Below are 24848 nucleotides of genomic sequence, written 5' to 3'. Positions count from 1 at the left end.
CCGGGGGGGGCTCTCTGCGTCTGCGTGTGGACTCAGACGGTCGGCTTCTTGCCGTCGGTCGTCGCGTCGCCCTCGTCGCCCGACGGCGCAGCGTCCTTCGCCCGGGTGGTCGCCTTGCGCGTCGCCTCCTTGGCGTCGCTCACGGCCTCCTGGACCTTCCCGGTGATCTTCTCCCCCGCGTCGGTGACGGCCTCCTGGACCTTCCCACCCGTCTCCCGTCCCTTGGCGACGGCGGCACCGGCGGCCTCGCCGACGGCCTCGGCGGCGTTGTTGACGGCCGCGCGCGCATCCTCGAAGGTCGAGGCCGGAACCTGGTCCCAGGGCTCGGCCCAGGGGTCGGTCGTGGGCTGCGCCCGGCGCCACAGGACGTAGGCGCCGCCCGCTGCCGTGACGCCTCCGACGACCCACCAGAGCGCCTTGCTCTTCTTCTGGGGGTCGGCCTTCTCCGCGGCGGCGGTGAGCTTGGCAGGCGCGGCCTTGGCAGCCTTCTTGGCAGAGGCAGCCGACGTGTCGAGCCCCTTCCTGGCGGCCTTGGCGGCCTTCTTCGTCGCCCTCCGGGACAGCTTCTCGGCAGCTGCTGCCGACGCGACGGTCGCGGCGGCCGCGGCCTCGACGTTGCGGGAGGCGGCCTCGGCGGCTGCCGCCGCAGCGGCGTTGAAGCTCGCGACGATCTTGGGCAGGACCTCCTCGACCAGCTTGTCGTGGGCCGTGTCGATCGCCGGGCTGGCCTTCTCGGCAGCCTTCTCGACGCGGGGGGCGGCCGCCTGCAGGCTGTCCTGCCACGCCTTCTCGAGGCGGGGGGTGAGCCACTCGACGAAGGCCTCGACCTTTGGCTGGCCCCACTCCTTGGCCTGGTCGGCGAGCTGGGCTGCTGTCGTCTGCGCCTTGGCTCCTGCGTCGCCGACGAGCGCGGCGACCTCGGCTGCCTGATCCTTGATCTTCTCGGAGTCGATCGAGGAGATCGTGTCGTTCACGACTCGGGCGGAACGGCGGGTGCGGTCGGACATGGAGCCTCCTGTGTTCGCGGTGCTGGTGATGCTCGCTGGGACTCCACTCTGCCACCGTGCCAGGGGACCCGCGAGACAAGCGCGCCGAGGCGTTCGACACCAGTCGGGCGACTGGCGGGAGCCACAGGGCCTCGTGTGAGAATGAGGTCATGTTCGCAACCCTCCACACCACTGCTGGTGACATCCGCATCGAGCTCCTGCCGAACCACGCGCCCAAGACGGTGGCGAACTTCACCGGTCTGGCGAAGGGCACCACGACCTGGACGGATCCCCGCACGGGCGCCGAGAGCAACGCGCCGTTCTACGACGGGCTGATCTTCCACCGCGTGATCCAGGACTTCATGATCCAGGGCGGTTGCCCCCTGGGCACCGGGACCGGCGGTCCTGGCTACACCTTCAACGACGAGATCCACCCCGAGCTCCAGTTCGACCGCCCGTACCTGCTGGCCATGGCCAACGCCGGCTCGCGTCGCAACCCGGTCTCGGGCGAGGTCGAGGGCACCAACGGATCGCAGTTCTTCATCTCGACGATCCCCACGCCGTGGCTCAACGGCAAGCACACCATCTTCGGCGAGGTCGCGGACGACGAGTCGCGTGCCGTGGTCGACGCGATCAACACGACGCGGACTCGCCCGGGCGACCGCCCGGTCGACGACATCGTCATCAGCTCGGTCACCATCGAGGACTGACCATCTCCGTCCCCGCCTTCGGGACACCGGAGCCGGCCCAGCCGGCTCCGGTGTGTCCCCGACACCCCGACCGAGTCTCCTACGTCCGCTGCCAGCGCTGCGGACGTCCGGCCTGCCCCGAGTGCCAGCGGCCCGCCGCCGTCGGGGTGCAGTGCGTGGACTGTGTGCGGGAGCAGGCACGCACTGTTCCGCGCACCCAGACAGTCCTGGGGGGCACGGTCCGTGGGGGCCGCCCCGTCGTGACGCTGACGATCATCGCGCTGTGCGTCGGGAGCTGGTTGCTCCAACTCGTGACGGGCGGCGAGTGGACCCAGCAGCTGGCCTTCGCCCCCTTCATCGGCGAGGTGGAGCCCTACCGCTTCCTCACCGCCGCGTTCCTCCACTCCACGGGTGTCTTCCACATCCTGTTCAACATGTACGCGCTGTGGATCACCGGGCCGTTCCTCGAGCAGATGCTCGGTCGGGTGCGGTTCGTCGCGCTGTACGTGCTCGCGGCGCTCGGAGGGTCCGTCGGGGTCCTTCTCCTGGCCGACCCGGCGACGCAGAGCTGGTACACGGCGGTCGTGGGCGCGTCGGGCGCGGTCTTCGGGCTCTTCGGAGCGATCCTGCTCGTCCTGCGCCGCCTCGGCCGGAACGCGACCCAGATCCTCGTCCTGATCGGGATCAACGTCGCGATCGGCTTCATCCCGGGCACCAACATCGCGTGGCAGGCGCACCTGGGTGGGCTCGCCGTCGGGCTGATCCTCGGGGCGGGGTACGCCTACGCGCCCAAGGCGCGCCGCACGGTGTGGAGCGTGGGCGTGACCGTGCTCGTCGCGGTCGCCCTGGTGGCGCTCACGGTGCTCAAGTACTCGTCGGTGGCGCCGGGGTACGTGGCGTTCTGACCCGAATATCCGACCTCGAATAGTTATCCACAGAGTTACTCACACCTGTGGAACTACACCCGTGTAGTTATCCACAGCCTCGGTGGCTGGGGATTCGTCGAGCGAGCAAGGGTGGGTCCGCAGCACTGCGGACCCACCCTGCACCGTCACCCACGGCGGCGAGGGACGACCACGACGGCTACTTCCAGCGCGTCGTCAGGACGAAGCCCGCGATGATGAGCGCGAACCCGATCGCCAGGTTCCACTGGTTGATCGCCGGGATCGGCAGCCCCAGGCCGTTGCTGGTCAGGTAGAAGATGACGATCCACGCCAGGCCCAGCAGCATCAGGGTGAGCATGGTCGGGACGAGCCAGCGGGGGTTGCCCGTGTCAGGCTTCTTCACCTGCGGGGCCTTCACCTTGACTGGCTTCTTGCGAGACTTCGACTCGGGCACGAGAGCTGGCTCCTGTCCTCGGTATGCGTGTTCCTGGCACGAGAGCTGTGCAGGAGCTGTGTCGGGTGGGACGAAGCGGCGTTGCGCGACGTCGTGAACGGCAACGCCATTCGACGTCTAGCGTAGTGGGCGGACAGAATGGCCGTGTGCACGGTGACCGGAGGTGAGCCAGGTAATGAGCCAGGACGACCGGAGCCTCGACGCGCCCCGCCGCGGCGACCAGGGGGACGACGGCCCCGAGCCGTCCGCCGCGGGCGAGACGACCCCGGCGGCCGCTCCCCCGGTCTCTCGTGGACGGCGCTTCCGGTCCAGCATCACGGTCCTCCTGGTGCTCGCGCTCTCCGGACTGATGTTCACGGCGAGCGCCAGGCTCGCTCGCAACCAGGACGGTCGCCACCCCCAGAACCTGACCGACCTCGTGCAGAACGAGGAGCGCCGCGTCGAGAGCATGACCGGGCAGGTCGTCGACCTCGAGGCCGAGGTGACGGCCCTGGCCCAGGACCTCGCTCCCGCCGAGCTGACCTCCCCCGAGGTCGTCGTGAACACGGGCATCGTGGCCGGCTCGGTACCCGTCACCGGACCCGGCCTCAGCGTGACCCTCGACGACGCCCCGCCCACCCAGCAGTCCCGGAGCGCCAACGTCGACGACCTGGTCGTCCACCAGCAGGACCTGCAGGACGTCATCAACGCCCTCTGGGCCGGCGGTGCCGAGGCCATGACCCTCCAGGGCCAGCGCGTGACCCCGACCACCGCCTTCCGCTGCGTCGGCAACGTCCTCAACCTGCACGGCCGCGTCTTCTCTCCGCCGTACGTCGTCTCGGCCGTCGGGGACACCGCGGCGCTCCAGGCCTCGCTCGACCGTTCGCCCGCGATCGGCATCTACCAGGAGTACGTGGACGCGTACGGGCTCGGGTGGAAGGTCGAGAAGTCGTCCTCGCTGGACATCCCTGCCTTCGAGGGCGCCACCGACCTGCGGTATGCGCGCGTGCCCGGCGAGAAGGACCAGGCGTGACGGCGTCGTCGGGACCGGTCCGCCACGTACGCCCCGACGGCCGCCGACGTCCCCGCGCGCGCCGCAGCGCCGCCTCGACGGTCGCCGGGGTCCTCGGCGAGCTCCTCATCACGGTGGGCGTCCTCCTCGGTCTGTTCGTCGTGTGGCAGCTCTGGTGGACCGACGTCCAGGGAGCCCGTGAGCAGGCCGAGGTGCTGCAGAGCATGGGATGGGAGGTTCCCGCGGACGAGGCCGTCGAGGTCCGGCGCGACGAGCCTCCGGTCGCCGAGCAGCCCGCGGTCGGTGACGTGTTCGGACAGCTCTTCGTCCCGCGGTGGGACGACGCGGTGATCCCCCTCGCACAGGGGACGGACAAGCGCACGATCCTCGACAAGGCGATGGCGGGCCACTACCCCGAGACGGCCATGCCCGGAGCCGTCGGCAACTTCTCGCTCGCGGCGCACCGCATGACGTACGGCGCACCCTTCCACCGGGTCGAGGAGCTCGAGGTCGGCGACCCCCTCGTGGTCCGCTCGAACGACACCTGGTACGTGTACCGCGTGACCGAGGGCTTCGTCGTCCAGCCGAACCAGGTCGAGGTCATCGCGCCCGTCCCCGGCCAGCCGGGCGTCGAACCGACGCAGCGCTTCCTGACCCTCACGACGTGCCACCCGATCGGCCTGAACTCCCTGCGGGAGCGGTTCATCGTGCACGCCGAGCTCGACTACTGGCTGCCCGTCGCCGACGGACTGCCGCCCGACCTCGTGGGCCACGTGCCCGACGAGCTCGTCGCGGCCCCCCCGGAGGCTGCCGAGGGCGCTGACGGGTCCGCTCCTGCGGGTCTCGCCGGGGTGCGCGCCGTGGACACCGTGACCGGCCCGACGAACGGGGGACGATGATGTACGGAGCGCTCTGGCGTGTGCTGCCAGGTCCGGCGTGGCTCCGGGTGCTGCTGCTGCTCGTCCTCGCGGCGGCCGTGGTGCTCGTGTGCTTCGAGTGGCTCTTCCCGATCGTCGCCGAGTACATGCCGTTCAACGAAACGACCGTCGAAGGAACAGGTGGGTAAGGGATGGTCCGCATCCTCGTCGTGGACAACTACGACTCGTTCGTCTACACGATCGTGGGGTACCTGAACCAGCTGGGTGCCCGCACGGTCGTCGTGCGCAACGACGCCGTCCCCGCCGTGGGCGCGGACGGCCGGTTCCGGGACGACGACGGCGCGTTCGACGGCGTCCTGGTCTCGCCCGGTCCCGGCACCCCCGCCGAGGCAGGGCAGAGCGAGGAGGTCATCCGGGCCTGCGCCGCCTCGCGCACGCCGATGCTCGGGGTGTGCCTGGGCCATCAGGCTCTCGCCGAGGTCTACGGGGCGACCGTGACGCACGCACCCGAGCTCATGCACGGCAAGACCAGCCTGGTCGAGCACGAGGACACGGGCGTGCTGGCGGGCCTCCCCTCCCCCTTCACCGCGACGCGCTACCACTCGCTCGCGGTCGTCCCCGAGACGGTTCCTGCCGAGCTGGTCGTCACCGCCGCGACGGAGAGCGGGGTCGTCATGGCTCTCCAGCACCGCGACCTGCCGCTGCACGGCGTCCAGTTCCACCCCGAGTCGGTGCTGACCGAGGGTGGGCACCGTCTGCTCGCGAACTGGCTCACGCTGTGCGGGGCGTCGGACGCGGTAGAGCACTCGGAGGGCCTCGCGCCACTCGTACGTCGCTGACGGGGCCGCTGAGGACCCAGAACGAGGGCGCGCAGGGCTGGACGGCCGCCGCCCGTCGGCCGCCGCTTCGCCTCGAACCTGCGCCGGACGCGCGAGGGCCCGGCACCATCTGGTGCCGGGCCCTCGCGCGTGGCCGGTCCTACGGCTCGCGACGGAGCGTCACGGGGTCGGGTTCCCGCCGCCCCCGCCGCCGTTCCCGCCGCCCCCGCCGCCGGCGGGCGGGCCGCTCGAGATCACCAGGTCGACCGTCGTCCCCTCGGCGATCGCGGTGTCCTTCGGCGGGTTGGAGGAGATGACCTGCCCCTTGGGGACGGTGGCCGACTCCTTGTCGGTGGTCTTTCCCAGGTTCAGCTGGCGGCCACCGAGTGCCTCTTCGGCCTCGTCGCGTGTCAAGCCCTCCATGTCCGGGACGTTCGTCATCTCCGGACCCGTCGGCACGGGGGCCTTGGCGATGGTCAGCGTGACCTTCTGGCCCTGCTTGCCCGGGCCCGCGCCCGGGTTCTGCTTGATGACCGTGCCGGCCGTCTTGGTGCTCTCCTCCTCGATGATCGCGTAGCTGAGGTCGATGTCGTCGAGAGCCTTCTCCGCGTCGGCCTGAGGAAGACCGACCAGGTCCGGGATGTTGACGAGGCCGCTCGAGATGAAGATCTTGACCGACGAACCGGCCGGGGCGCTCGCGTTGGCAGCCGGGTCGGTCCGGGTGACGAGCCCCTTCTTCACGGTGCCGTTGTCCTCCTGGTCGATCGTCGGGTCGACCGCGAGACCGGCGCCCTCGATCTCGGCACGGGCCTGCTCCTGGGAGAGGCCCGCGACGCTCGGGACGATCACGGCGTCCGGGCCCGCCGAGAAGTACACCGTGACCTCGGTGCCCTCCTTGACGGACTCGCCGCTCTGGGGGTTCGAGCTGACGAAGACGTCCTTGGGAAGATCCGAGTCCTGGTCGATCGCCTTCAGGAACGTCAGCCCCACCGCGTCGAGGGCCTGCTCGGCCTGCTCCGGGGTCGTGGTCGCGCTGAACGTCGGGACGGTCACCGTCTTCGGCTCGGGCGGCTGCTGGTTGAGCAGGATCATGGCGATGATCGCCGCGATCGCGACCACGCCCACCGCGATGAGCGCCCACATGAGGCCGCGCTTCTTGCCCGAACCCTCGTCCTGCGGCTCCCCCTCGGCGAGGGGCCCGCCGGGCTGGCCCGGGGGGACGGCGGCGGGGACCCCGGTGGTCTCCCACGGGTTGGGTGGGCCCGCGACGGCAGGGCTCATGACCTGCGTCGCGTTCTCGAGGGGGCCCTGCACCTGGGTCGCCGCGAGAACGGCTCCGGCGGCGGCAGCCGCTGCGACCCCGAGCGCGGGCGCGGTGATGTGCCCGCCACGGACCGCGTTCTCCAGATCGTTGCGGAACTCGGCGGCGCTGCTGTAGCGGGCCGTGCGCTCCTTGGCGAGCGCCTTGAGCGTGATGCGGTCGAGGACCTCGGGGACGTCCGGCGCGAGGTCGCTCGGCTTCGCGGGGGCCTCGCGCACGTGCTGGTACGCCACGGCGACCGGGGAGTCGCCGATGAACGGCGGGCGTCCCGTGAGGAGCTCGAAGAGCAGGCAGCCCGTGGAGTACAGGTCGCTGCGGGCGTCGACCGTCTCACCGCGGGCCTGCTCGGGAGAGAGATACTGCGCGGTGCCGATCACGGCGTGGGTCTGCGTCATGGTCGCCGCGGAGTCCGCGACGGCACGGGCGATGCCGAAGTCCATGACCTTGACGGCACCCGTCGGGGTGATCATCACGTTGGCGGGCTTGATGTCGCGGTGCACGATGCCGGCGTGGTGCGAGTACTCGAGGGCCGACAGCACGCCCGCGGTGATCTCGATCGCCTCGTCGATCGGGACGGCCTGCCCGTCGCCGAGGATGTCGCGGACGGTGTGCCCCTCGACGTACTCCATGACGATGAACGGCACGTGCGCCGTCCCGCCGCCGGGCTCGACGTGGGTGTCCTCGCCCGTGTCGTAGACCGCGACGATCGCAGGGTGGTTCAGTGCCGCGGCGGCCTGTGCCTCGCGGCGGAACCGGGCCAGGAACGACGGGTCGCGCGCGAGGTCCGAGCGCAGGATCTTGATCGCCACGGTCCGTCCGAGACGGGTGTCGTGGCCGATGTGCACCTCGGCCATACCGCCTCGGCCGATGAGCTCACCGACCTCGTACCGGCCGGCAAGTACCCGGGGAGCGTTGTCCACCACTTAGGAGTCCTTCGATGTCGTCGGGGCCGAGGACCCAGAAGGGCCCGGCACAGTACTGAGCATCATCCCATCGTCGGACGTCAGGTCCGGGGACGAATGCAACGATCTGGTCACGTTCGGGGCGGAACCGGCCCCCTCGGAGCGTTCGTCGCCGCCTCCCACGAGGGTCGCGACGAGCACGACCAGCAGGAGCCCGAGGAGGGCGAGGAGCGGCCACGAGAACCCCTTGGCGAATCCACCGATCCGCTGGCCGGTCGTGGTCGACGTCCTGACGGGCGGCGCGTCCTGGGACGCGCGCCGACGCTCGGCGCGGGTGACCCCAGCGGGGGCCGCCCTGCCGGGGCCGCCCTGCACGGTGGCGCGCGACGGCGTCGGGCCTGACTCCGTGCGGCGCGGGCGCGTGGCCGACGCGCCACCGTGCATCTCCCGCCGCGGCGGGTACGAGCGCGGTGCGTCCGTGGGCGGGTCCGCCGCCACGGAGGCCGAGGCGCGCTCCCACGGGAGGGCGGTCGGCTCGGCCGGGCCGGGGACGGGAGGCGCGGGCGGAGGCGGCGGTGGAGGCGGGAACGCCTGGCCGTCGAAGACGGGAGTGCTCGGGGGCGCGGCCGACGCCGCGGAAACCGGCGCGGACGCCGCCGACGGTGCGGAGAGCGCCGAGTGACCCGAGTAGCCCGACTGGGCCGAGTAGCCGGACTGGGCGGAGTAGCCGGACTGGGCGGACCGCGCGGAGTCCTGCGACCGCGGGGACGAGATCATGGGCAGCGGGCGCGACCGCAGCTCCTCGGGGATCTCGAGCGGCGTCGGCGAGCTGGGCGGCGGCGCCGCGCCGTGGCGGGCCGGCTGCGCCCGGCGAGACCGCCGTGACGGGCCGCCTGCGCGAGCGGTCGCCCCCCACGGGTCGCGTGCGATGGTCTCGACGAGGTCGTCGAGCGTCTGTGCGAGCGCCGACGCCGGCATGGGCCGCGCCTTGGGGTCCTTCGCGAGCATCGCGTAGATGAGCGAGGCGAGCGACGGGTGCACGTGCGCGGGCAGCGGCGGCACCTTCTCGTTGACGTGCGCGACCGCGATGTCCACGGGGGTCGAGCCCGTGAACGGCCTGTTCCCGGCCACCGACTCGTACGCCACGATCCCCAGCGCGTACACGTCGGAGGCGCCGGTCGCGGCCTGGCCGATCGCCTGCTCGGGCGACAGGTACTGGGCCGTGCCCATGACCATGCCCGTCGCCGTCATGGGGATCTGGTTCGCGGCGAGGGAGACCCCGAAGTCGGTGATCTTCACGACCCCGCGCGGCTCGAGCAGGATGTTGCCGGGCTTCACGTCACGGTGCACCACGCCCGCGACGTGCGCGGCGTGCAGCGCCCGAGCGGTCTGCGCCAGGATGGGCAGGAGCTTGGAGGGCATGAGGACGGGCTCGCGCTCCAGGAGGTCGGCCATGGGCTCGCCCATGACGAGCTCCATGACCAGGTAGCCCGACTGGTTCTGCTCGCCGTAGTCGTACATCTGGGCGATGTTCGGGTGCGACAGCGCGGCGCTGTTGCGCGCCTCGGTGCGCAGGCGCTCCAGGAAGTCCTCGTTGCCCGCGTACTCCTCGCGGAGCAGCTTGACCGCGACCTCACGCCCGAGCGCGCTGTCGTTCGCGACCCACACCTCGCCCATGCCGCCGATCGCGATCCGGCGCACGAGACGGTAGCGGTCGCCCAGCGCGAGCCCTTCCACGGGCCTCACTTGTTCAACACCGCCTCCATCACTGCCTTCGCGATGGGGGCGGCCACGGCACCGCCGGTCGCCTCGTTGCCGCGGTCGCCGCCGTTCTCCACGATCACGGCGACCGCGACCTGCGGGGCGTCGGCGGGGGCGAAGCCCGTGAACCACGCGTGCGGGGACTTTTCCGGGTCGTTCTCGGCCGTGCCGGTCTTCCCGGCGACCTGGACTCCGGGGATGCGCGCGGGCTTGCCCGAGCCGTTGTCCACGACCCCGACCATCATCGACGTGAGCTGCTGGGAGACCGTCGGGGAGACCGACGTGCGCAGGAGCGACGGCTCGGTCTGCTCGACCACGTCGAGGTCTGCTCCCCGGACCGTCTGCACGGTGTAGGGCGTCATCTGCTTGCCGCCGTTGGCGATCGCGGCCGACACCATGGCCATCTGCAGGGGCGTGACCTTGACCTCGCCCTGGCCGATCGAGGCACGCGCGAGCTCCGCAGCGTCCTCGGTGACCTCCGCGGACGGGAAACGGCTCGGCGTGACCGTCATAGGGACGGAAAGGTCCGTGTCGAACCCGAAGGCCTCGGCCTGGTCCCGCATCGCGTCGTCGCCGAGCGTGACGCCGAGGTCCGCGAACGCCGTGTTGCACGAGATCCGCAGGGCGTCCGCGAGCGTCTGCTCGCCCGTCGGCGAGCAGCGGGTGCCGCCGAAGTTCAGGAGCGTCCGCGTCGAGTTCGGGTACTGGTACTCGTCCGGGGCGGGGATCACTGTGTCCGGCGTGTACTGCCCGGACTCGAGTGCCGCCGCAGAGGTCACGACCTTGAACGTCGAGCCGGGCGGGTACGTGTTGCCCGCGATGGCCCGGTTGACGAGCGGGTCGCCGTCGGCGTTGATGAGGGACGTGTAGGCCTCGCTCGCCGCCTTGGTGTCGTGGTTCGCGAGGACGTTCGGGTCGTACGACGGCTTGGAGACCATCGCGAGGATCTTCCCGGTCGACGGCTCGATCGCGACGACCGCGCCACGCTGCTCGCCCAGCGCGTCGTACGCGGCCTGCTGGGCCGCGGGGTCGATCGTGAGCTCGACGGACGCACCCTGGGGCTTCTGGCCGGTGATCATGCCCTGGAGCCGGTCGATCCACAGCGTGCTCGCCTGGCCGTTGAGGAACGCGTTCTCGCTGCGCTCGATCGCTGACGTGCCGTTGACGATCGAGAAGAACCCGGTGACGTGCCCGAACACGGGCCCGTTGGTGTAGGAACGCTGGTAGCCGTACGGGTCGTCGACCGGGGTCGAGAGCGCGACCGACTCCCCCGCGACGACGATGGGCCCGCGGAAGTTCCCGTACTCGCGGTACACCTGTCGCTTGTTGCGCGGGTCGTTGTTGAGCGAGTCCGCCTGGACGAACTGGATGTAGGTGGTCGAGACCATGAGCGCCAGGAACATGACGAGCACGACGGTCGCCACGCGGCGCAGGGGGACGTTCACAGGTTCTTCCGCTCGGTGTCGTCGATGATCTCGGTCGCCCCGGTCATCGGGTCGCCACCGTCCTGGGGGCGGTCGGTGCGCACGACCTGCGTGGGCAGGTCCTGGGAGGGGGCGCCACGCGAAGGCCCGACGGCGGCGCTCGCCTCGCCCGCCTCGACGGCCTCCTGGGAGCCCGCGCCCACCGCGACGGGCTGAGGGCCCGTGCTCGGACCGGTCGCCGTCTGCGACGGGGCGACCTGGCCGCGCACCGGCAGGGACGACGGACGGCGGGCGTTGTCGGAGATCCGGAGCAGCAGGCCGACCACGAGCCAGTTCGCGAGCAGCGACGAACCGCCCTGCGCGACGAACGGCATGGTCAGGCCCGTGAGCGGGATGATGCGGGTGATCCCGCCGATCACGACGAAGAGCTGCCACGCCATGACGAACGCGAGGCCGCCCGCGAGGAGCTTGCCGAACCCGTCACGCACGCCGATCGCGGTCCGCAGGCCGCGCTCGACGAGCACGAGGTACATGACGAGGATCGCGAGCAGACCCGCGAGCCCGAGCTCCTCGCCGAGCGACGTGTAGATGAAGTCCGAGTAGGCGTACGGCACGAGACGCGGATAGCCCTGGCCCCAGCCGGTGCCGGTCAGCCCGCCGTTCGCGAGCCCGAACATCCCGCCCACGAGCTGGCCCGAGCCCCCCGGGTCACGGCCGAAGATCTCCGGGGCCAGCGGGTTGAGCCACACGTCGACGCGTGCCTGGACGTGGGGGAACGCCGACGCGGCGACGACGGCACCCACGGCGAACATGCTCAGGCCGATCGCGACCCAGCTGAACCGCTCGGTCGCGATGTACAGCATGGCGACGAAGAGCCCGAAGAACAGGAGCGAGGTACCCAGGTCCCGCTCGAAGATGAGGACCGCGAGCGAGGCGGCCCACACGATGACGAGCGGGCCGAGGTCGCGCAGGCGCGGCAGCTGGAGCCCGAGGACCTTGGGGCCGGCGAGCGCGAGCGTGTCCCGGTTGGTCACGAGGTAGCCGGCGAAGAAGATCGCGAAGGCGATCTTCGCGAACTCGGCGGGCTGGAGCGACATGCCCGCGATGTTGACCCAGATGCGGGCGCCGTTGATGTTCCGGCCGATGACCGGGAGCAACGGCAGGACGACGAGCACCAGACCGACGATCATCGCCGTGTACGAGTACTTGCGCAGGGTCCGGTGGTCCCTGAGCAGCCAGACGACGCCGCACGCCGCGACGACGCCGAGCACGGTCCACATCAGCTGCTTCGTGGCGAGGTCCGACGGAGAACCCACGATCGAGCCACCGATGGCGATGCGACCGATCATCGCGAGGCCGATGCCGTTGAGCGCGACCGTGACGGGCAGGATCACCTGGTCGGCGTAGGGCGCCTTGATCCGCAGGACCACGTGCGCGCCCACGGCGAGCACCACCAGGACCAGGCTGTGCAGGAGGAAGTTGTCCGGGAGCTGGTCCATGAGCCCGAACCCGACCGAGGCGTACGAGCCGATGCCGAGAGCGAGGGCGAGCACGAGCAGGCCCGCCTCCGCCCGGCGCGACGGGCGCTTCGTGGAGGCTGCGGTGTGCGGCTCGACCGTGGCCATCAGGGCGCCGCCGGGGGAACCGTGGTGTCCGCGGGCGGGACGGCGGGATCGGCCGGTGCGACCGGGTCGACGGGCGGGACCGTCTCGGCGTCCGCGGGGGACGCGGGCTGTTCCGTGGTCTCGGTCTCGGTGTCGGTCTGGGCGTCGGCCACCAGGCGGGTCGCGCGTTCGCGCGCGTCGTCGAGGGACGTCGCGCTGATCGTCTCCTGGAGGCGGTCGACGACGTACGGCGGCAGGTCGTCGACCTTGTCCCCCGTGAGCTCGACCGGGGTCGACAGCGTGAGCGGACCTGCGCTCGTCGGGACGCCGCGGAACACCGCGACCTGGCCGTCGGAGACGCCGACGTAGTACTGGTCCTGGGTCCAGCGGTACCCGTACAGGGCGCCGGCACCGATCACGGCCAGCACGACGACGGTGACCACCGGGGCGATCCATCGTCTGGTGCGCTTGGCGGGCCGCACGTCAGAGTCGTCGCCGGCCACGACCACGGTGCCTTCCGTGCCGTCGGCGGGCGCCGGGGAGGTGTCGGTGGACTCCTCGTCCGCGGCGGCCTGCTGCTGGGCGGCGCTCGCCGTGGCGACGAGCGAGGCCGCCCGCGCGGCCGGACCGTCCTGGGCGGACGTCGGGCGGTCGCGGTCGATCGCCGCGGAGCCGACGACGACCGGCGCCGTCGAGGGCCCGGCGCCGTCGGGAAGGGTGTCCAGGTCGACGACGTCGACGACGACGACCGTGACGTTGTCCGTGCTGCCCGCGCGCAGCGCGAGGTGCAGGAGGCGCTCGGCGCACTCGTCGGTGTCCTTGACCGAGATCAGGGTCTGCTCGAGCGTCTCGAGGCTCACGAATCCCGAGAGGCCGTCCGAGCAGAGCATCCAGCGGTCACCCGGGCGGGCCTCGCGGACCGACATGTCGGGCGTCAGGTCGACGTCGAAGTCGCCGAGGACCCGCATCACGACGTTGCGCTGCGGGTGGTACTCGGCCTCCTCCGGGGTGATGCGGCCGGTGTCGACCAGGTGCTGGACGAACGTGTGGTCGGTCGTGACCTGGTTCAGGACGCCGTCGCGCAGCAGGTAGGCGCGCGAGTCACCGAGGTGCGCCATCGCGAGCGTGTTGCCGCTGCGCAGGAGGGCCGTCACGGTGGTGCCCATGCCCGCGAGCTCGGGCGTCTGCTCGCTGCGCTCGACCAGGTCGAGACGGGCGTTGTCGATCGACGACTCCAGGAGGCCGAGAGCCTCGTCCGGCCCGTGCGACTCGCCGTCGAGCGGGGCGAGGGCTGCCACGGCGAGGGACGACGCGACGTCGCCGCCGGCGTGCCCACCCATCCCGTCGGCCACGACGACGAGGTGCGGACCCGCGTAGCCCGAGTCCTGGTTGTTCGACCGGACCAGGCCCACGTCGGAGAGGGCGGCGTACTTCAGCGCGATGTTCATGCCGGGCGCTACCGCTGCAGCTCGACGATGCTCTGACCGACCCGCACGCCCACACCCGGTGGCAGGGCTTCGATACCGGTGATGCGTCGATCGTTGATGTACGTGCCGTTCGTCGAGCCGAGGTCCTCCACGTACCAGGTCCCGCCCTGGGGGAAGATCCGGGCGTGCCGGGACGACGAGTAGTCGTCGTCGAGGACGAGTGTGCAGCTGGGAGCACGCCCCAGCAGGATCGAGGAGGCCGAGAGCGGGACGGTGGTGCCGCGCAGCGGGCCGGCGGTCACGACGAGCCGTGTCGGCCCGGTCGGCGCAGGGGCCGCGGGCGTGGGAGCCGACGGAGCAGCTCCGCGCGACGGTGCGGAACCGCGCGACGGGGTGGCACCCGTGGCAGGGTGCGTCTCCTGGGTGCCCCGGCCCTTGCGCGCCGTGATCTTGGTGCCGTACAGGTCGCGTCGCAGCACACCGATCGCGGCGAACACGAACACCCACAGGAGGACCAGGAATCCCAGCCGCAGCAGGGTGAACGTCAGCTCGGTCATGCGGAGGGGATCACCAATCCTCGTTGTCGGGCGCACCCGTCCAGAACATGATGCGGGTCCGCCCGATGGTCAGGCTGTTCCCGTCGAGCAGGGTAGCGGCCGGGACCTGGTGGCCCTCGACGAAGAGACCGTTGGTCGAGCCGAGGTCCGTCGCGATCACACCGTCCGGCGTGACCCGGATCTCGAGATGGCGACGGGAGACGCCCGGGTCGTCGACCACGATGTCGGCCTCGGACCCACGCCCGATGACCGTCACGGGCCCGGTGAGCAGGTACCGCTGCCCGTCGATGTCGACCAGAGGGTGACGGGCGCTGGGCGCCGAGCTCGTCGCCGGCGCGACGTTCCCCCGCACGCTCGCGGACCGGAGCTGGAAGCGCCCGGTGTCCAGGGAGTCCTCCTGCTCGAACGACACGCTCACGGGGCCGACGAACGCGTAGTGCTGCGACGCCGCGTGCTCCGTCACGTTGGCAGCGAGCTCGTCGGCGAGCGACTCCGCCCCCCAGCCCTCGACCTGCGCGTAGTCGTCCGGCGACAGCTCGATGGTGAACTGGTTGGGCACGACCGTCCGGTCGCGGTCCACGACCGCGGCCCGGTCGTCGACCTCACGACGCAGTGCGCTCGCCAGCTCGACGGGCTTGACCTCGCTGCGCCCGACCTTGAAGGCGTTGTTGACGACGCGTTCGACGCCCTTCTCGAAACGATCCAGGACTCCCATGCCACCTCCTCCCTCATCGACGTTGCTTCGACCGGGTACACGGTCCCCGGGCAGACTACCTAGATCGTAACGACCCGGGGCCTCGCCGAGCCGGTGATCGGCTGAAGTGGACGGGGAGATCAGGGGGAGATCGGGTGCCGCGGGCGTGAGGCGGTCGCCGGAGCGGGGTACTGTTCTCTCTGGTGCAGCACCGGGCTCCGGCTCAGGTGAGGCGCCTGTGGAAGACCTCTTGGAGGTGGCCCGACGACCGATGCAGGTCTGGGTCGGCTCTCGTGATAATCTTCTGCGGCACGCGCGAGTGGCGGAATGGCAGACGCGCTAGCTTCAGGTGCTAGTGTCCGAAAGGGCGTGGGGGTTCAAGTCCCCCCTCGCGCACGTGAGGGCTGTTTCCTTGGAACAGCGCAGTTGGTAACGAATCTCCTGTCCGGAATCATCCGGGCGGGAGATTCGTCGTTTCAGGGGGTCCTCGGTGGCTGTGGCCGGGAGGTTCGAGCGTGGTGTTGCCGCTCGGAGGGAGCTGTTGCCCCGGTATTGCTCACGCACGGGCGTTCTTGGGCGCGTTGATGCGGTCGAGGTCTGGCGGCTGGTGACGTGGTCGCGGTCTAGAGGCTTGGCGGGGTCAGGGGCCGCGGGTGCGGTAGATCCAGTCGGGCTCGTGGCGGTGGGGTTTCTCGTCGAGCTCGATCTGCCAGGGGTCTGGGAGTCCGCGTTCGATGTACCAGTGGTGCAGGTGGCGCATGTTGTAGCCGGCGAACGCCAGGGTGAGCATGAACGTGGTGGCGGTGTGGCCGAAGACGCGTAGGTAGCCGCGGTTCATGCTGGTGGTGTTGTAGCGGATGTTGCCGAAGAGGCCTTCGATCAGGCTTCGTCGTGCGAAGGACAGGGCCCAGGTGGTCGACCGCCAGGGTAGGTGCTGTCGGTCGCGCGCCCGCAGGGTGTCGGGGACTGTCAGCGTGACGCCGCAGCCGCACGGCACGCCCCTGGTGCAGTTGGTCGTCGGTACTGCTGGGCCCAGGCGCATGGTGGCGGGGGTGTTCGGGCAGCGTACGTGCCCGGCGAGAGCGGGGCCTTTGAGGCGTTGGGTTCCTCGGGTGTCGTTGTGGCGGTTGTGCGGGACGAGGCGGTAGGGCTCGCGGGCGTCGAACTGTTCGTGGATGAGCGCCTTGTCGGCGGCTGTGTCGGTGGGGTTGGGTGGCTCGAGGTCGCGGAGGGCCTGTGGGAGCGCGCTGGAGTAGAGGTGGCCGTCCTGCCAGATCGTTCTTGCTCTCGGTCCAAGGCGGGTGCCTCGCTGGGAGATGTGGAGGTCCATGACGAGGCGGATGCTCCGGTTGCGCAGCGGGTGGGCGAGGTTCTCCGCGCTGGCGGTCGTGTAGCCGCGGTCCAGGAGGACCTCGTCGGCCCGGTGCCGTGTGGCGTGGAAGGCGTCCAGGAGGCTCAGCGCTGCGGCGGCAGAGCCGCGGGACCCGGGGCGCACGGCGATCCCGAGGGCCAGCTGGGGTATCGGTTCTCCCCCGACCGATGGGCAGCCGGTTATCGCGTGGGTCGAGTACCCATGGAACCGGGACGTGGGGCGCCGGTCGGTCGAGGTGCGATATCCCCATGCGGCGTCGTGGTCCGCGGACCAGTAGGTGTCGCCGTCTTCGTCGATCGAACGGTGTCCTGGGCGCGCATGGCTTTCGAAGTTGGTGCTGTCGATGGCGACCGTCGTGGGAATCGGGACGGTGGCGGGGATGCTGGTCAAGATCATCCGCACAGCGAACTCGTCCAGGTTCGCCGCGATGTAGTAGCAGGTGGGCGGACAGGGCCACACGTCGCCTGTGCGCGGGTCGGCTTCTACCTCGTGGTTGTGCACGGAGCAGGTGCCGGACTCGATCTCTCGGAGGAGGGCTCGGTATCCGCTGTAGAGGCGGGCGTACCGGACAGTGCGGTCGATCGGGAAGCCCAGTTTGAGTCGCTGTGACTTTGTCAGGATCTTCAATTCGGCGGCGACGTCGGTGAGGAGAAGCCGCTCGGGTGCCGTCAGGCCGTGGAAGACGATCGCCGCGAGGACTGCTTCGACGGGGTAGAGACGTCTGCGGCCCTTGGTCCGGTGAGCTGCGGCGACCAGTCGGAGTGCTTCGAGTGAGTGCGCGTAGGCGTAGGCGCGACGAAGTCGCTGATTGACGGTGAGCGGGATCTGGTGCGCACGGACGGTGCTGGCCTCCGGTGAAGGACGCTGGGCTGTCGCCAGTGCGAGGCTCATCGGCGGGTGATCTCCTCGAACAGGTCCGCTTCGTCGATCGGTGGCAGGTAGGTCATGAGGTGACCGAACGTCTTCCAGGACGTGACACCGGCCATCTGGGCGAGACCGTTGAGGTGGACCCGGTGCTTCAGGTGCTGCAGCAGCCAGGTAGCGCGCAGCCGATGGGCCTTGAGGTCAGGGCAGTCCGGCGGAAGGTCGATGTCCTCGAGCAGATGCCCGAGGGGTGCGCGGTCCCATCCCTTGGCCACGAACCCGAGGATCGACGAACCGGGATCCTCGACGCGGATCCGATCGAGAGTGACATCGTGGGGCGGGCTCACAGGGACGAGGCGAGCTCGATCACCAGGGATCCTCAGGCACAGGCGCCCCTGTCGTGCGACGAGGTCACCGGTCGTGGCCGACCGTGCCTCGCGCGGGTAGGCGCCGGTCCCGAGTCCGATGGCAAGGAGAGCGCTCAAGCGGCGTCGCTGCAGCGCCGTGCGTTGATGTGCGGCGACCTCCAGCAGACGAGCGACCTCCGCCGGCGTGTAGGGGACGATCGCATAGTCCCCGCGCAGACGCTGAGCTCGCGGGGGCCACGGCGCCTTACGCGTCACGGCCGCGGAGAAGCGACGCAGATCGGAGCGTCGGGTGGCCCGCGATGACTCGGCTAGGTGTCCGCACGCAACCGCGATGTAGCGCTCGACCATGTCCGGAGTGAAGATCGACTCCCGATCCAGCGGCATCCCCTGGCGATGCGCCCAGACGACGAACTGCGACAAGGTGCGCATGGTTTCGGTCGCCCGACGCCGGTCGACGGGTTCCAGGTCGAGACCGACCTGACGAGTGAATTGGGCGACCGGTTCCCAGTGCTCGGGGCGGATCGCGTTCGGTGAGTACCCGCGCACGACGTTGGTGGCGTGGGCGAGTTCTTCGGCGTGGCGGTTGACGGACTCAGTTCCAGAAGAGCACTCTGAAGGTGCTGAAGACATGGACGTACCCCCAATTGGCCTTGCGGGTGTTTCTGACAACGGCAGTAAGAGTCCGCTGTAGTGGCGTGGCGATCGGGTTCAGGAGCTGGAACTCCTGGGCCCGTTTTCGCGCGTTCGGCGCCCTGCGCCGATCCCGATCAGTCCATAGAGGTGCCGTTGCCGTTGCCGTTGTCGAGGGCGCGGGAGAGGACGTTGGCGAGCACCACGGTCACGGGAAGCCCGGACTCGTGGGCAGTGTCGTACAGGCGCTGGGCGATGGTGGCGGGGATGCGTGCGTCGAGACGCACCAGCTCTTCCGGCTTGTAGGCGCGCTCGTGGGACGCAGGTCTACCGGTACGTGCGGGTCGGATGACGATCCGGCCCTCATGACGCTCGTCCACCTGTTCCACCTCCCGATCGAGATCGCACACATCCGACGTCATTTCGGGTCCGTAGACCCGATCACGTCGGATGGTCAGTCCGTCAGAGAGGGTTGGTGGTCTTCAAGCGCCACGTGGCAGATCGCCCAGACGATGTGGCGGGCCCCCGCACTAGGTACGGGCAACCACTTCCAAGGTAGCGGGGACTTTTGAGCAGCCGGTGCTAGACACGCGGCGCGTCGGTACTTTCGAGGAACTGATTGACGGCAACTTTCGCAGGTTCCGCAAACCAAGGCTGTGTGCAAGTACGAGCAGGTCAAAGACCGCCTTATCGTCACGCGGCCGCGTCCACGAGATAGCCGAGATGGGGCGGTACCTCGTCGAGCGGCATCGTGTCCGTGGAGGCGACGATCACTGCGGGGCGGGCTGCGCGAGGCTCGTTGGACCTTCTCGGCCGCGGCAGTGAGGTCACCCGCGGTATCCCTGTGGGCGGCTGGCGCGTCGTGTCGGGTCGGCGCGCAGTCGGCCGTTCGCGAGCCGACAGAGGTAATACCTCGGGCCTGGACGTTCGGTTTCACCCGCCAGGGAGAATTGGCAACGACTACCTTCGGGACATGCCCGACGGAACCAGTGTTGTTGCTGCAACTGCCGCGTGCGTCGCCGCGGTGCTCGTCGCTTGGCAGTCATGGGAGACGCGAAAGAGCGCGGGGGCTTCACAGAAGGCCGCCGAAGCAGCTGCAGCTGGTCTCGAGACTGCGAACAACGCCCTCGATGTCGCGCGGCGAGAAGAGAGCCACAGCAGGATGCTCGTCTCCGAGGCCCAGCGAGCTCGGATCGATGCGGCGCTACCAGCTATCTCGGTGCTCGCAGCGCGGGACGTGTACTGGCCACCGGTGACCTCCTCCAATCTGCAGTCTGGGTCCTGGACGCCGTGTGGTGAAGATGAGTCATGGTCGCTCCCTTCCGACGCGGGGAAGGCGCTTGGCGTACAAGGTGAGATCCACTTCCACAACGGCAGCCAGAAGCTCGTCGAACTCCGGATCGACTACACGCCGGCCGATGGAGGCCCGCGGGTGTTCGATGACGTCGTAGCGCTCGAACCAGGCGCCCGCGCTCGTCGACAGTTCCTCACCTGGGCGCGGATCGGAGAGTGGGCACAGGCAGATAGCGAGGGTTGGCTGAACTTCGAGGGTCGGCTACCCACCGTTGTCTACTCCGACCATCTGGATAGTGGGGTCGGTGTGGAATGGATGTTCGCTCTCGGTCCCGCCGCCCCGATCTACGAGTCGGACGAGAGAGAGCCTGGTCGATACAGGCTGGTCACCGCAACACCTTCACCTGACCGGCCTCAGCCGCCCCGACCGTCCCTCTATGTCGAACGCGAACGTCGGTCGTATTGGCTCGACCGCCTCAAGGGGATCGAGCTTCCAGCGCCTGGCGACGCCGTGTAGGCCCTCATCCGAGCGCGGCGAGGTGTCGGTAGAGGGTGTCTCGGGAGACGCCGAGCGCACGGGCGACGGCGGCGCGGGACTGGCCGCCGGCGAGGGCGACGCGGGCGGCGTCGATGCGGTCGGGAGTCATGACGGTGGGGCGGCCGCCGACGCGGCCGCGCGCTCGGGCGGCGGCGAGGCCGTCGAGGGTGCGTTCGCGGGCGAGGTCGGCTTCCATCTGTGCGACGGCCGCGAGCACGTGGACCATGAGGCGTCCGGCCGCGCTCGAGGTGTCGAGGGTCTCGGAGAGTGATCGCAGGGTGACGGCGCGCTCGTCGAGGTCGCGAACCAGGCGGGCGACGTGGGCGGCGGAGCGGCCGAGGCGGTCGAGCTTGGTGACGACGAGGGCGTCGCCTTCGCGCAGGCCAGCGAGCAGCCGTGCGAGCTCGGGGCGGTCCTCTCGGGTGCCGGAGGCCTTCTCCACGACGACGTCGCGCTCGTCGATGCCGCCCGGTCCGGTGAGGGCGTCTATCTGGGCGTCGAGGTTCTGCGCGGTCGTGGAGACGCGGGCGTAGCCGTAGGTGTGAGCCATGGGCTGACGGTAGCGAAAACCCCCGGGCCGCGTTCTGCGACGCCAAGGGTTTTCGGACACTAGTTCTGCGACATGACCTGACGGCGTGTCGCGGCGGCGGGAGGAGGGGCCTGAATAACGGTCGGTTCTGCGACATCGAAGAACCTTGGAAGCTCCCGGCAGGAGCGGGGCAGCCGACGGCCCGTGGTCAATGAACAGTGGAGGTCTTCAGATCGGTCGATCGGTCGATGGGTGAGGGCGGTGGCGCCGGATTGCCCAGATCGTGAGTGGCGCCCTGATTGCTGTTGGCAGCAACCAGAATGACCAGGCCGGAAGTCGTTCCCACAAGGGCAGATGCGGTCCGTTGTCGACCTAGAACGCGGTTAGCATCGTGATGTACGCCAAGCCCATCCATGCGTGCGCACCTTCACTGCCGCCGCGCCGCGGGGGTTGTGCCAACCGAGCAGCGCGGCGGCCAACGCGATGCTCCCCAGCGCGGCAAGGTGGATCGTGGCCGGCCGGCGGATCACCACCATGGCAAGCATCGATCCGAAGAGGGCGATGGTCCCGCCGAGGAAGACGCGCCCCGCCCCGATGTGCCACGCCCAGCCCTCGCGCGTGAGCATCGCCAAGAGTCCGGCGGGCACAGCGGTGTCCCCTGCGGTGATGTGAACGACCAGCGCCACGTCGAAGACCGCGCCGCAGGAATACGGCAAAACGATGTGGGACGTGGCTCCCGCCATGGGAAGAAGCCTTGGTCGAGCTGTGCGGTGCCCACGGTGACGGCTGCTTGTGCGTCGTCGAGCGTGAACAGCGCTCATGGTCGCGGCGCGCCACCCGTGATTGGTCTACGAGCAATGGCCCAGGACGACGAAGCAGGCACTCGTTCTCCCCCTAGCCTCCCAGAGGGGTAGTCGCGTTCGCCGGGGGTGGCACGGTCCGAGCGAGCCCCATCGGGTGACAAGGACTCCACTGGATAGACCTGTGCACCCTGCCGGGCTACCCTCAGGCGGTTCGATGCACGGCCGGCACCTGGTAGCTCCCGTCGAGCACCTCAGGGCCCGGGGCGTACATGCGCAGGAGCGGACGGAACGGTCCGGTGGGCGCCGGGAGCCAGTTCGTCCCGTCGGTCGGCCGGTCGTGGCTCATGACGATTGTGACCGCGCCGTCACGATCGGTGACCAGGCCCGGCGTGCGGTCGCCGATCGAGTACCGGTCGATGGGGTTGTCGACGAGGAAGAAGTTCGGCACGTCGTACATGGTGAGCGACCAGAACGCGTCGATCGGAGGGGTCGGGGACAGGCGCAGCGTGTAGGTGTTCGTGCCGTCGAGTTGCTGCCCGTCGGCGTCGACGTAGGTCATGACGTATGCCGCTTCATAGCCGTGGTTGCCCCACAGACCGCCGAGCGCGGCCGCCGCGCGCTCCGCGATGCGCACTTCGGGGTCGGTCAGCTTCCACCCGGGCTCGTCCAGCGTGCCGACCTCGAAGAAGTCGAGGTTGTAGTCGAAGACATGCAGCGTCACCTGCCAGCCGTTGACGCGAGGGCTGTTCCCCGAGTGCAAGATCTCCTCCAGCGCAGCCTCGCCCTGGGCCTTACCTTCCACGAGCGCGGCCCGGACGTCGGCGTCCAGCGTGGAGACCGGGGTCGCACCCGTCAGGCCCAGCGACTCGAACGATGCCTGCAGCCCGGCGTCGCGCGGTGCAGGTGCGAAGGCCCGGGACCACACCCGATACCGCTCCCAGAAGTCCAGCGCGTCGTCACCCGTGGACGTCACCTCGGGCAGCCCCTCGGGTGGGACGAGCGAGCGGTTGACCGGCGTGAGCGTCATGGCGTCCTGGAGCGCGTGCACCGCTGGCAGGTCGTCGGGGCCGTCGACGGCCCAGCGGCCGACGATCGACGCGATCCGCGTGGGAAACTGGATCACGGTCGAGGTCCCCTCGGTCGGCTCGTCCCAGCCAGGCGGCACCAGGAGGAACGTGCCTGCTCCGGTGCCCGTCGCACGCTTGCCGACGTAGGCAAAGTTGTTCGTCCAGGCGTCGACGAACTGCAGGACGTAGTAGCGCCCGCCGGTGTCCGGGACGGACAGGACGACTGGTCCGTTGCCCAGGTCGATCTGCGCGATCGAGTACACAGTGTCGTTGTTGATCGACACGAACGTGTCTGCCGGCCCGGCGAGCTCGCGTGCGTGACCGAACGTGTTGAACGGCGCCCCCGGTACCGACCCGATCCCGGTCGTCGCGTACCTCTCGACCTGCGCCAAGTCGAAGACCAGCGGAAAGCCATACAGAAACGCCTTCGCCGCCGCGTCCACCAACCGAGCCTCCGCCATGACCCCTCCTCCGTAGGGCCCGGCACATCCGCACCCGCGTCGAGCCTAGGCTCCTTACACGACTGCGGCGCGGCGATCACTGCGAACGGCGACGAGGGCGGTCCTATACGTGACACCACAGGTCCCGACCAGCAATCTCGGTACCAAACCCCAGGTCCACTGTCTGGGATACCCACTGCATCATTGATGCCATAGCCACCAGTCCGCCGTCTTTGTGCAGACGGTAGTGATTACGCGGGGCCTTGCCCGCTCCTACCGTCGATCTTGCCGGTTCGGGCCTCGGGTAGCACACCAGCGTTCGTAAACCAGACTCCTCCCGGGACGTCGTCTACTCCGATCCCTGGGGTTGGTTCAAGGGGGTCTGTCGACACGTAGAGCTCCTACGCGATCGACCCGTACGCTCGTCGGCGTCGGCGGAGCACGTTGTGGAGCCGTTTGACCTGCTCGAGCGCGATGTTGTCGGTCACGGCGGGGTTGGAGCGGCGCGGAAGGTGCTGGCGTAGGGATTCTCCGGAGCGTCCCCATTCTCGGATGCAAGCCGGATGATCTCTGTGCGTGGATAGCGGCGTTGACCGCCGGGAGTTCTGATCGAAGTGAGAAGGCCCGAGTCGGCCCATCTCGCTACGGTGCGAGCGTCCACGCGGAAGATCGCCGCGACCTCACCGGGAGTGAGGAATGGCGAGCTGGCACGGTCGAGGTTCATCGGTGCTCCAAAGGTTCGCAGTCGTTCGAGAAAGCGCGGATCGGATCGGTCGCGCATCGGATCGTGGGGCCGGGATTGCCCCAGGCGCATCATGGCCGGCCACACCTCGGTGTGGTCGGCCATGATGCTGTCGGGTCGTGGTGGTCAGTGCTCGTTCCGGCGGCGCCGAACCGCCAGGAGAGCCGTCCCACCTCCCACCAGGACGATGCCGCTCAGGGCGGCGAACGCGACGCTCACGCCCGTGTTCGAGAGCCTCGACGGTGACGCGGGTACCGCCTTCGGCGTCGGCGTCGGCTTCTGAGCCGGGCTCGGCCCGGGCGTCGGAACCGCAGCCGGGGTCGGCGGCGTGGTCGGTGGGGCGGTCGGGGTGGGCGTCGGGGTCGGTGTCGGTGCGGGGGGTGTGTCGATGTGGACGGTCTGGGGTTCGGAGTTGATGTCGGTGTGTTCGGCGATCTTGACCGTGGCGTTGAGGATGGTCTCGAAGACGACGAGGTCTGTGCCGCTGTGGCCGGCCGGGACGGTGAAGTCGAGGGTGGTGGTGCCGTCGGCGGTGGTGGGGGTGAACGTGGCGGTGGCGGTGATGCCGGTGCTCTTGCCGGTGGCCTTGTTCATGAGCTCGCCGTTCAGCGTGTACTTCGTGCCGGGGGTCAGGCCGGTGTAGGTCACGGTGTCGGTGATGGTGCCGCCGTCTGCGGGCAGGGTGTGGTCACCGTCCGCCTTGTCGAGGGCGGTGGTCGCGACGGTGGGGGTGGGCGGTGCGGGGGGTGTGTCGATGTGGACGGTCTGGGGTTCGGAGTTGATGTCGGTGTGTTCGGCGATCTTGACCGTGG

24 protein-coding genes and 1 tRNA gene are annotated in these 24848 nt (G+C 69.8%); 8 read left to right on the top strand and 17 right to left on the bottom strand.

The features are described 5' to 3' along the window. Nucleotides 1-32: 32 nt before the first annotated feature. Nucleotides 33-1007 carry a hypothetical protein gene (locus H9652_RS03125; protein WP_191794678.1) on the bottom strand — a complete coding sequence of 325 codons (975 nt, stop codon included), beginning with the start codon at nt 1005-1007 and terminating at the stop codon, nt 33-35. A 149-nt stretch (nt 1008-1156) separates the two neighbouring features. Between H9652_RS03125 and H9652_RS03120 the strand changes: the two genes are divergently transcribed. Beyond that, nucleotides 1157-1696, top strand: a complete 540-nt coding sequence (locus H9652_RS03120; RefSeq protein WP_138826988.1) for a peptidylprolyl isomerase — start codon at nt 1157-1159, stop codon at nt 1694-1696. 239 nt (nt 1697-1935) lie between these two features. Then, complete coding sequence (locus H9652_RS03115) at nt 1936-2580, top strand: rhomboid family intramembrane serine protease (protein WP_318243961.1); 645 nt, start codon at nt 1936-1938, stop codon at nt 2578-2580. A 178-nt stretch (nt 2581-2758) separates the two neighbouring features. Here H9652_RS03115 and H9652_RS03110 read toward each other — a convergent pair whose 3' ends face one another. Continuing rightward, entirely contained in the window at nt 2759-3013 is a 255-nt protein-coding gene (locus tag H9652_RS03110; protein WP_138826987.1) for a cell division protein CrgA, read from the bottom strand. Nucleotides 3014-3188: 175 nt separating this feature from the next. Here H9652_RS03110 and H9652_RS03105 point away from each other — a divergent pair, with 175 nt between their 5' ends. From H9652_RS03105 to H9652_RS03090, 4 genes are read left to right on the top strand one after another with little or no spacing between them, the layout of a single operon-like run. Further along, the gene (locus tag H9652_RS03105; protein ID WP_225227656.1) at nt 3189-4025 is read left to right on the top strand and encodes a DUF881 domain-containing protein; all 837 of its coding nucleotides are present in this window, start codon (nt 3189-3191) and stop codon (nt 4023-4025) included. Next, nucleotides 4022-4903 carry a class E sortase gene (locus tag H9652_RS03100; protein WP_191794676.1) on the top strand — a complete coding sequence of 294 codons (882 nt, stop codon included), beginning with the start codon at nt 4022-4024 and terminating at the stop codon, nt 4901-4903. The genes H9652_RS03105 and H9652_RS03100 overlap by 4 nt, the downstream gene beginning before the upstream one ends. After that, a complete protein-coding gene (locus H9652_RS03095) occupies nt 4900-5070 on the top strand; it encodes a hypothetical protein (protein WP_157283436.1) in 171 nt (56 codons plus the stop codon). The genes H9652_RS03100 and H9652_RS03095 overlap by 4 nt, the downstream gene beginning before the upstream one ends. A gap of 3 nt (nt 5071-5073) precedes the next feature. After that, nucleotides 5074-5721: an aminodeoxychorismate/anthranilate synthase component II gene (locus H9652_RS03090; protein ID WP_191794674.1), complete on the top strand. Its 648-nt coding sequence runs from the start codon at nt 5074-5076 to the stop codon at nt 5719-5721. A 159-nt stretch (nt 5722-5880) separates the two neighbouring features. Here H9652_RS03090 and pknB read toward each other — a convergent pair whose 3' ends face one another. From pknB to H9652_RS03055, 7 genes are read right to left on the bottom strand one after another with little or no spacing between them, the layout of a single operon-like run. Continuing rightward, on the bottom strand, nt 5881-7944 hold the full coding sequence (gene pknB, locus H9652_RS03085; RefSeq protein ID WP_191794672.1) for a Stk1 family PASTA domain-containing Ser/Thr kinase: 2064 nt from the start codon (nt 7942-7944) through the stop codon (nt 5881-5883). Further along, nucleotides 7945-9669 carry a serine/threonine-protein kinase gene (locus tag H9652_RS03080; protein ID WP_191794670.1) on the bottom strand — a complete coding sequence of 575 codons (1725 nt, stop codon included), beginning with the start codon at nt 9667-9669 and terminating at the stop codon, nt 7945-7947. Next, nucleotides 9666-11129 (bottom strand): peptidoglycan D,D-transpeptidase FtsI family protein, encoded by a 1464-nt coding sequence (locus H9652_RS03075; RefSeq protein ID WP_191794667.1) that lies wholly within the window; start codon nt 11127-11129, stop codon nt 9666-9668. The genes H9652_RS03080 and H9652_RS03075 overlap by 4 nt, the downstream gene beginning before the upstream one ends. Beyond that, nucleotides 11126-12733, bottom strand: a complete 1608-nt coding sequence (locus H9652_RS03070) for an FtsW/RodA/SpoVE family cell cycle protein (protein ID WP_191794665.1) — start codon at nt 12731-12733, stop codon at nt 11126-11128. Before H9652_RS03070 ends, H9652_RS03075 begins: the two co-directional genes overlap by 4 nt. Continuing rightward, entirely contained in the window at nt 12733-14160 is a 1428-nt protein-coding gene (locus H9652_RS03065) for a PP2C family protein-serine/threonine phosphatase (RefSeq protein ID WP_191794663.1), read from the bottom strand. The genes H9652_RS03070 and H9652_RS03065 overlap by 1 nt, the downstream gene beginning before the upstream one ends. Before the next feature lie 8 nt (nt 14161-14168). Continuing rightward, nucleotides 14169-14696 carry an FHA domain-containing protein FhaB/FipA gene (locus tag H9652_RS03060; protein WP_191794661.1) on the bottom strand — a complete coding sequence of 176 codons (528 nt, stop codon included), beginning with the start codon at nt 14694-14696 and terminating at the stop codon, nt 14169-14171. A gap of 10 nt (nt 14697-14706) precedes the next feature. After that, nucleotides 14707-15411: an FhaA domain-containing protein gene (locus H9652_RS03055; RefSeq protein WP_138826978.1), complete on the bottom strand. Its 705-nt coding sequence runs from the start codon at nt 15409-15411 to the stop codon at nt 14707-14709. Nucleotides 15412-15703: 292 nt separating this feature from the next. Here H9652_RS03055 and H9652_RS03050 point away from each other — a divergent pair. Beyond that, nucleotides 15704-15786, top strand: a tRNA-Leu gene (locus H9652_RS03050). A 244-nt stretch (nt 15787-16030) separates the two neighbouring features. Here the strand turns inward: H9652_RS03050 and H9652_RS03045 are convergent. The 3 genes from H9652_RS03045 to H9652_RS03035 form a co-directional block, all read right to left on the bottom strand. Beyond that, nucleotides 16031-17653, bottom strand: coding sequence for a hypothetical protein (locus H9652_RS03045; protein WP_191794659.1), 1623 nt, complete (start codon nt 17651-17653; stop codon nt 16031-16033). Continuing rightward, a complete protein-coding gene (locus H9652_RS03040; protein ID WP_191794657.1) occupies nt 17650-18624 on the bottom strand; it encodes a site-specific integrase in 975 nt (324 codons plus the stop codon). Before H9652_RS03040 ends, H9652_RS03045 begins: the two co-directional genes overlap by 4 nt. 137 nt (nt 18625-18761) lie before the next feature. Then, nucleotides 18762-19046, bottom strand: coding sequence for a mechanosensitive ion channel protein MscS (locus tag H9652_RS03035; protein WP_191794655.1), 285 nt, complete (start codon nt 19044-19046; stop codon nt 18762-18764). A gap of 551 nt (nt 19047-19597) precedes the next feature. Here H9652_RS03035 and H9652_RS03030 point away from each other — a divergent pair. Then, nucleotides 19598-20434, top strand: coding sequence for a hypothetical protein (locus H9652_RS03030; protein WP_191794653.1), 837 nt, complete (start codon nt 19598-19600; stop codon nt 20432-20434). A 4-nt stretch (nt 20435-20438) separates the two neighbouring features. Here the strand turns inward: H9652_RS03030 and H9652_RS03025 are convergent, their stop codons facing one another. The 5 genes from H9652_RS03025 to H9652_RS03005 form a co-directional block, all read right to left on the bottom strand. Beyond that, entirely contained in the window at nt 20439-21005 is a 567-nt protein-coding gene (locus H9652_RS03025; RefSeq protein ID WP_191794652.1) for a recombinase family protein, read from the bottom strand. A 362-nt stretch (nt 21006-21367) separates the two neighbouring features. After that, nucleotides 21368-21727: a hypothetical protein gene (locus H9652_RS03020; RefSeq protein WP_191794650.1), complete on the bottom strand. Its 360-nt coding sequence runs from the start codon at nt 21725-21727 to the stop codon at nt 21368-21370. 262 nt (nt 21728-21989) lie between these two features. Then, nucleotides 21990-23315 (bottom strand): DUF1254 domain-containing protein, encoded by a 1326-nt coding sequence (locus tag H9652_RS03015; RefSeq protein ID WP_191794648.1) that lies wholly within the window; start codon nt 23313-23315, stop codon nt 21990-21992. Between the two features lie 463 nt (nt 23316-23778). Further along, a complete protein-coding gene (locus H9652_RS03010; protein WP_191794936.1) occupies nt 23779-24018 on the bottom strand; it encodes a BldC family transcriptional regulator in 240 nt (79 codons plus the stop codon). Nucleotides 24019-24162: 144 nt separating this feature from the next. Continuing rightward, on the bottom strand, nt 24163-24848 hold a 686-nt coding region (locus H9652_RS03005), incomplete at its 5' end, for a VaFE repeat-containing surface-anchored protein (protein WP_191794646.1).

The organism is Oerskovia rustica, from assembly GCF_014836555.1.
In the GTDB taxonomy this organism is placed as follows: domain Bacteria; phylum Actinomycetota; class Actinomycetes; order Actinomycetales; family Cellulomonadaceae; genus Oerskovia; species Oerskovia rustica.
Note: the sequence above shows the minus strand (reverse complement) of the source record. Positions and strands in the feature narration are given on the sequence as shown.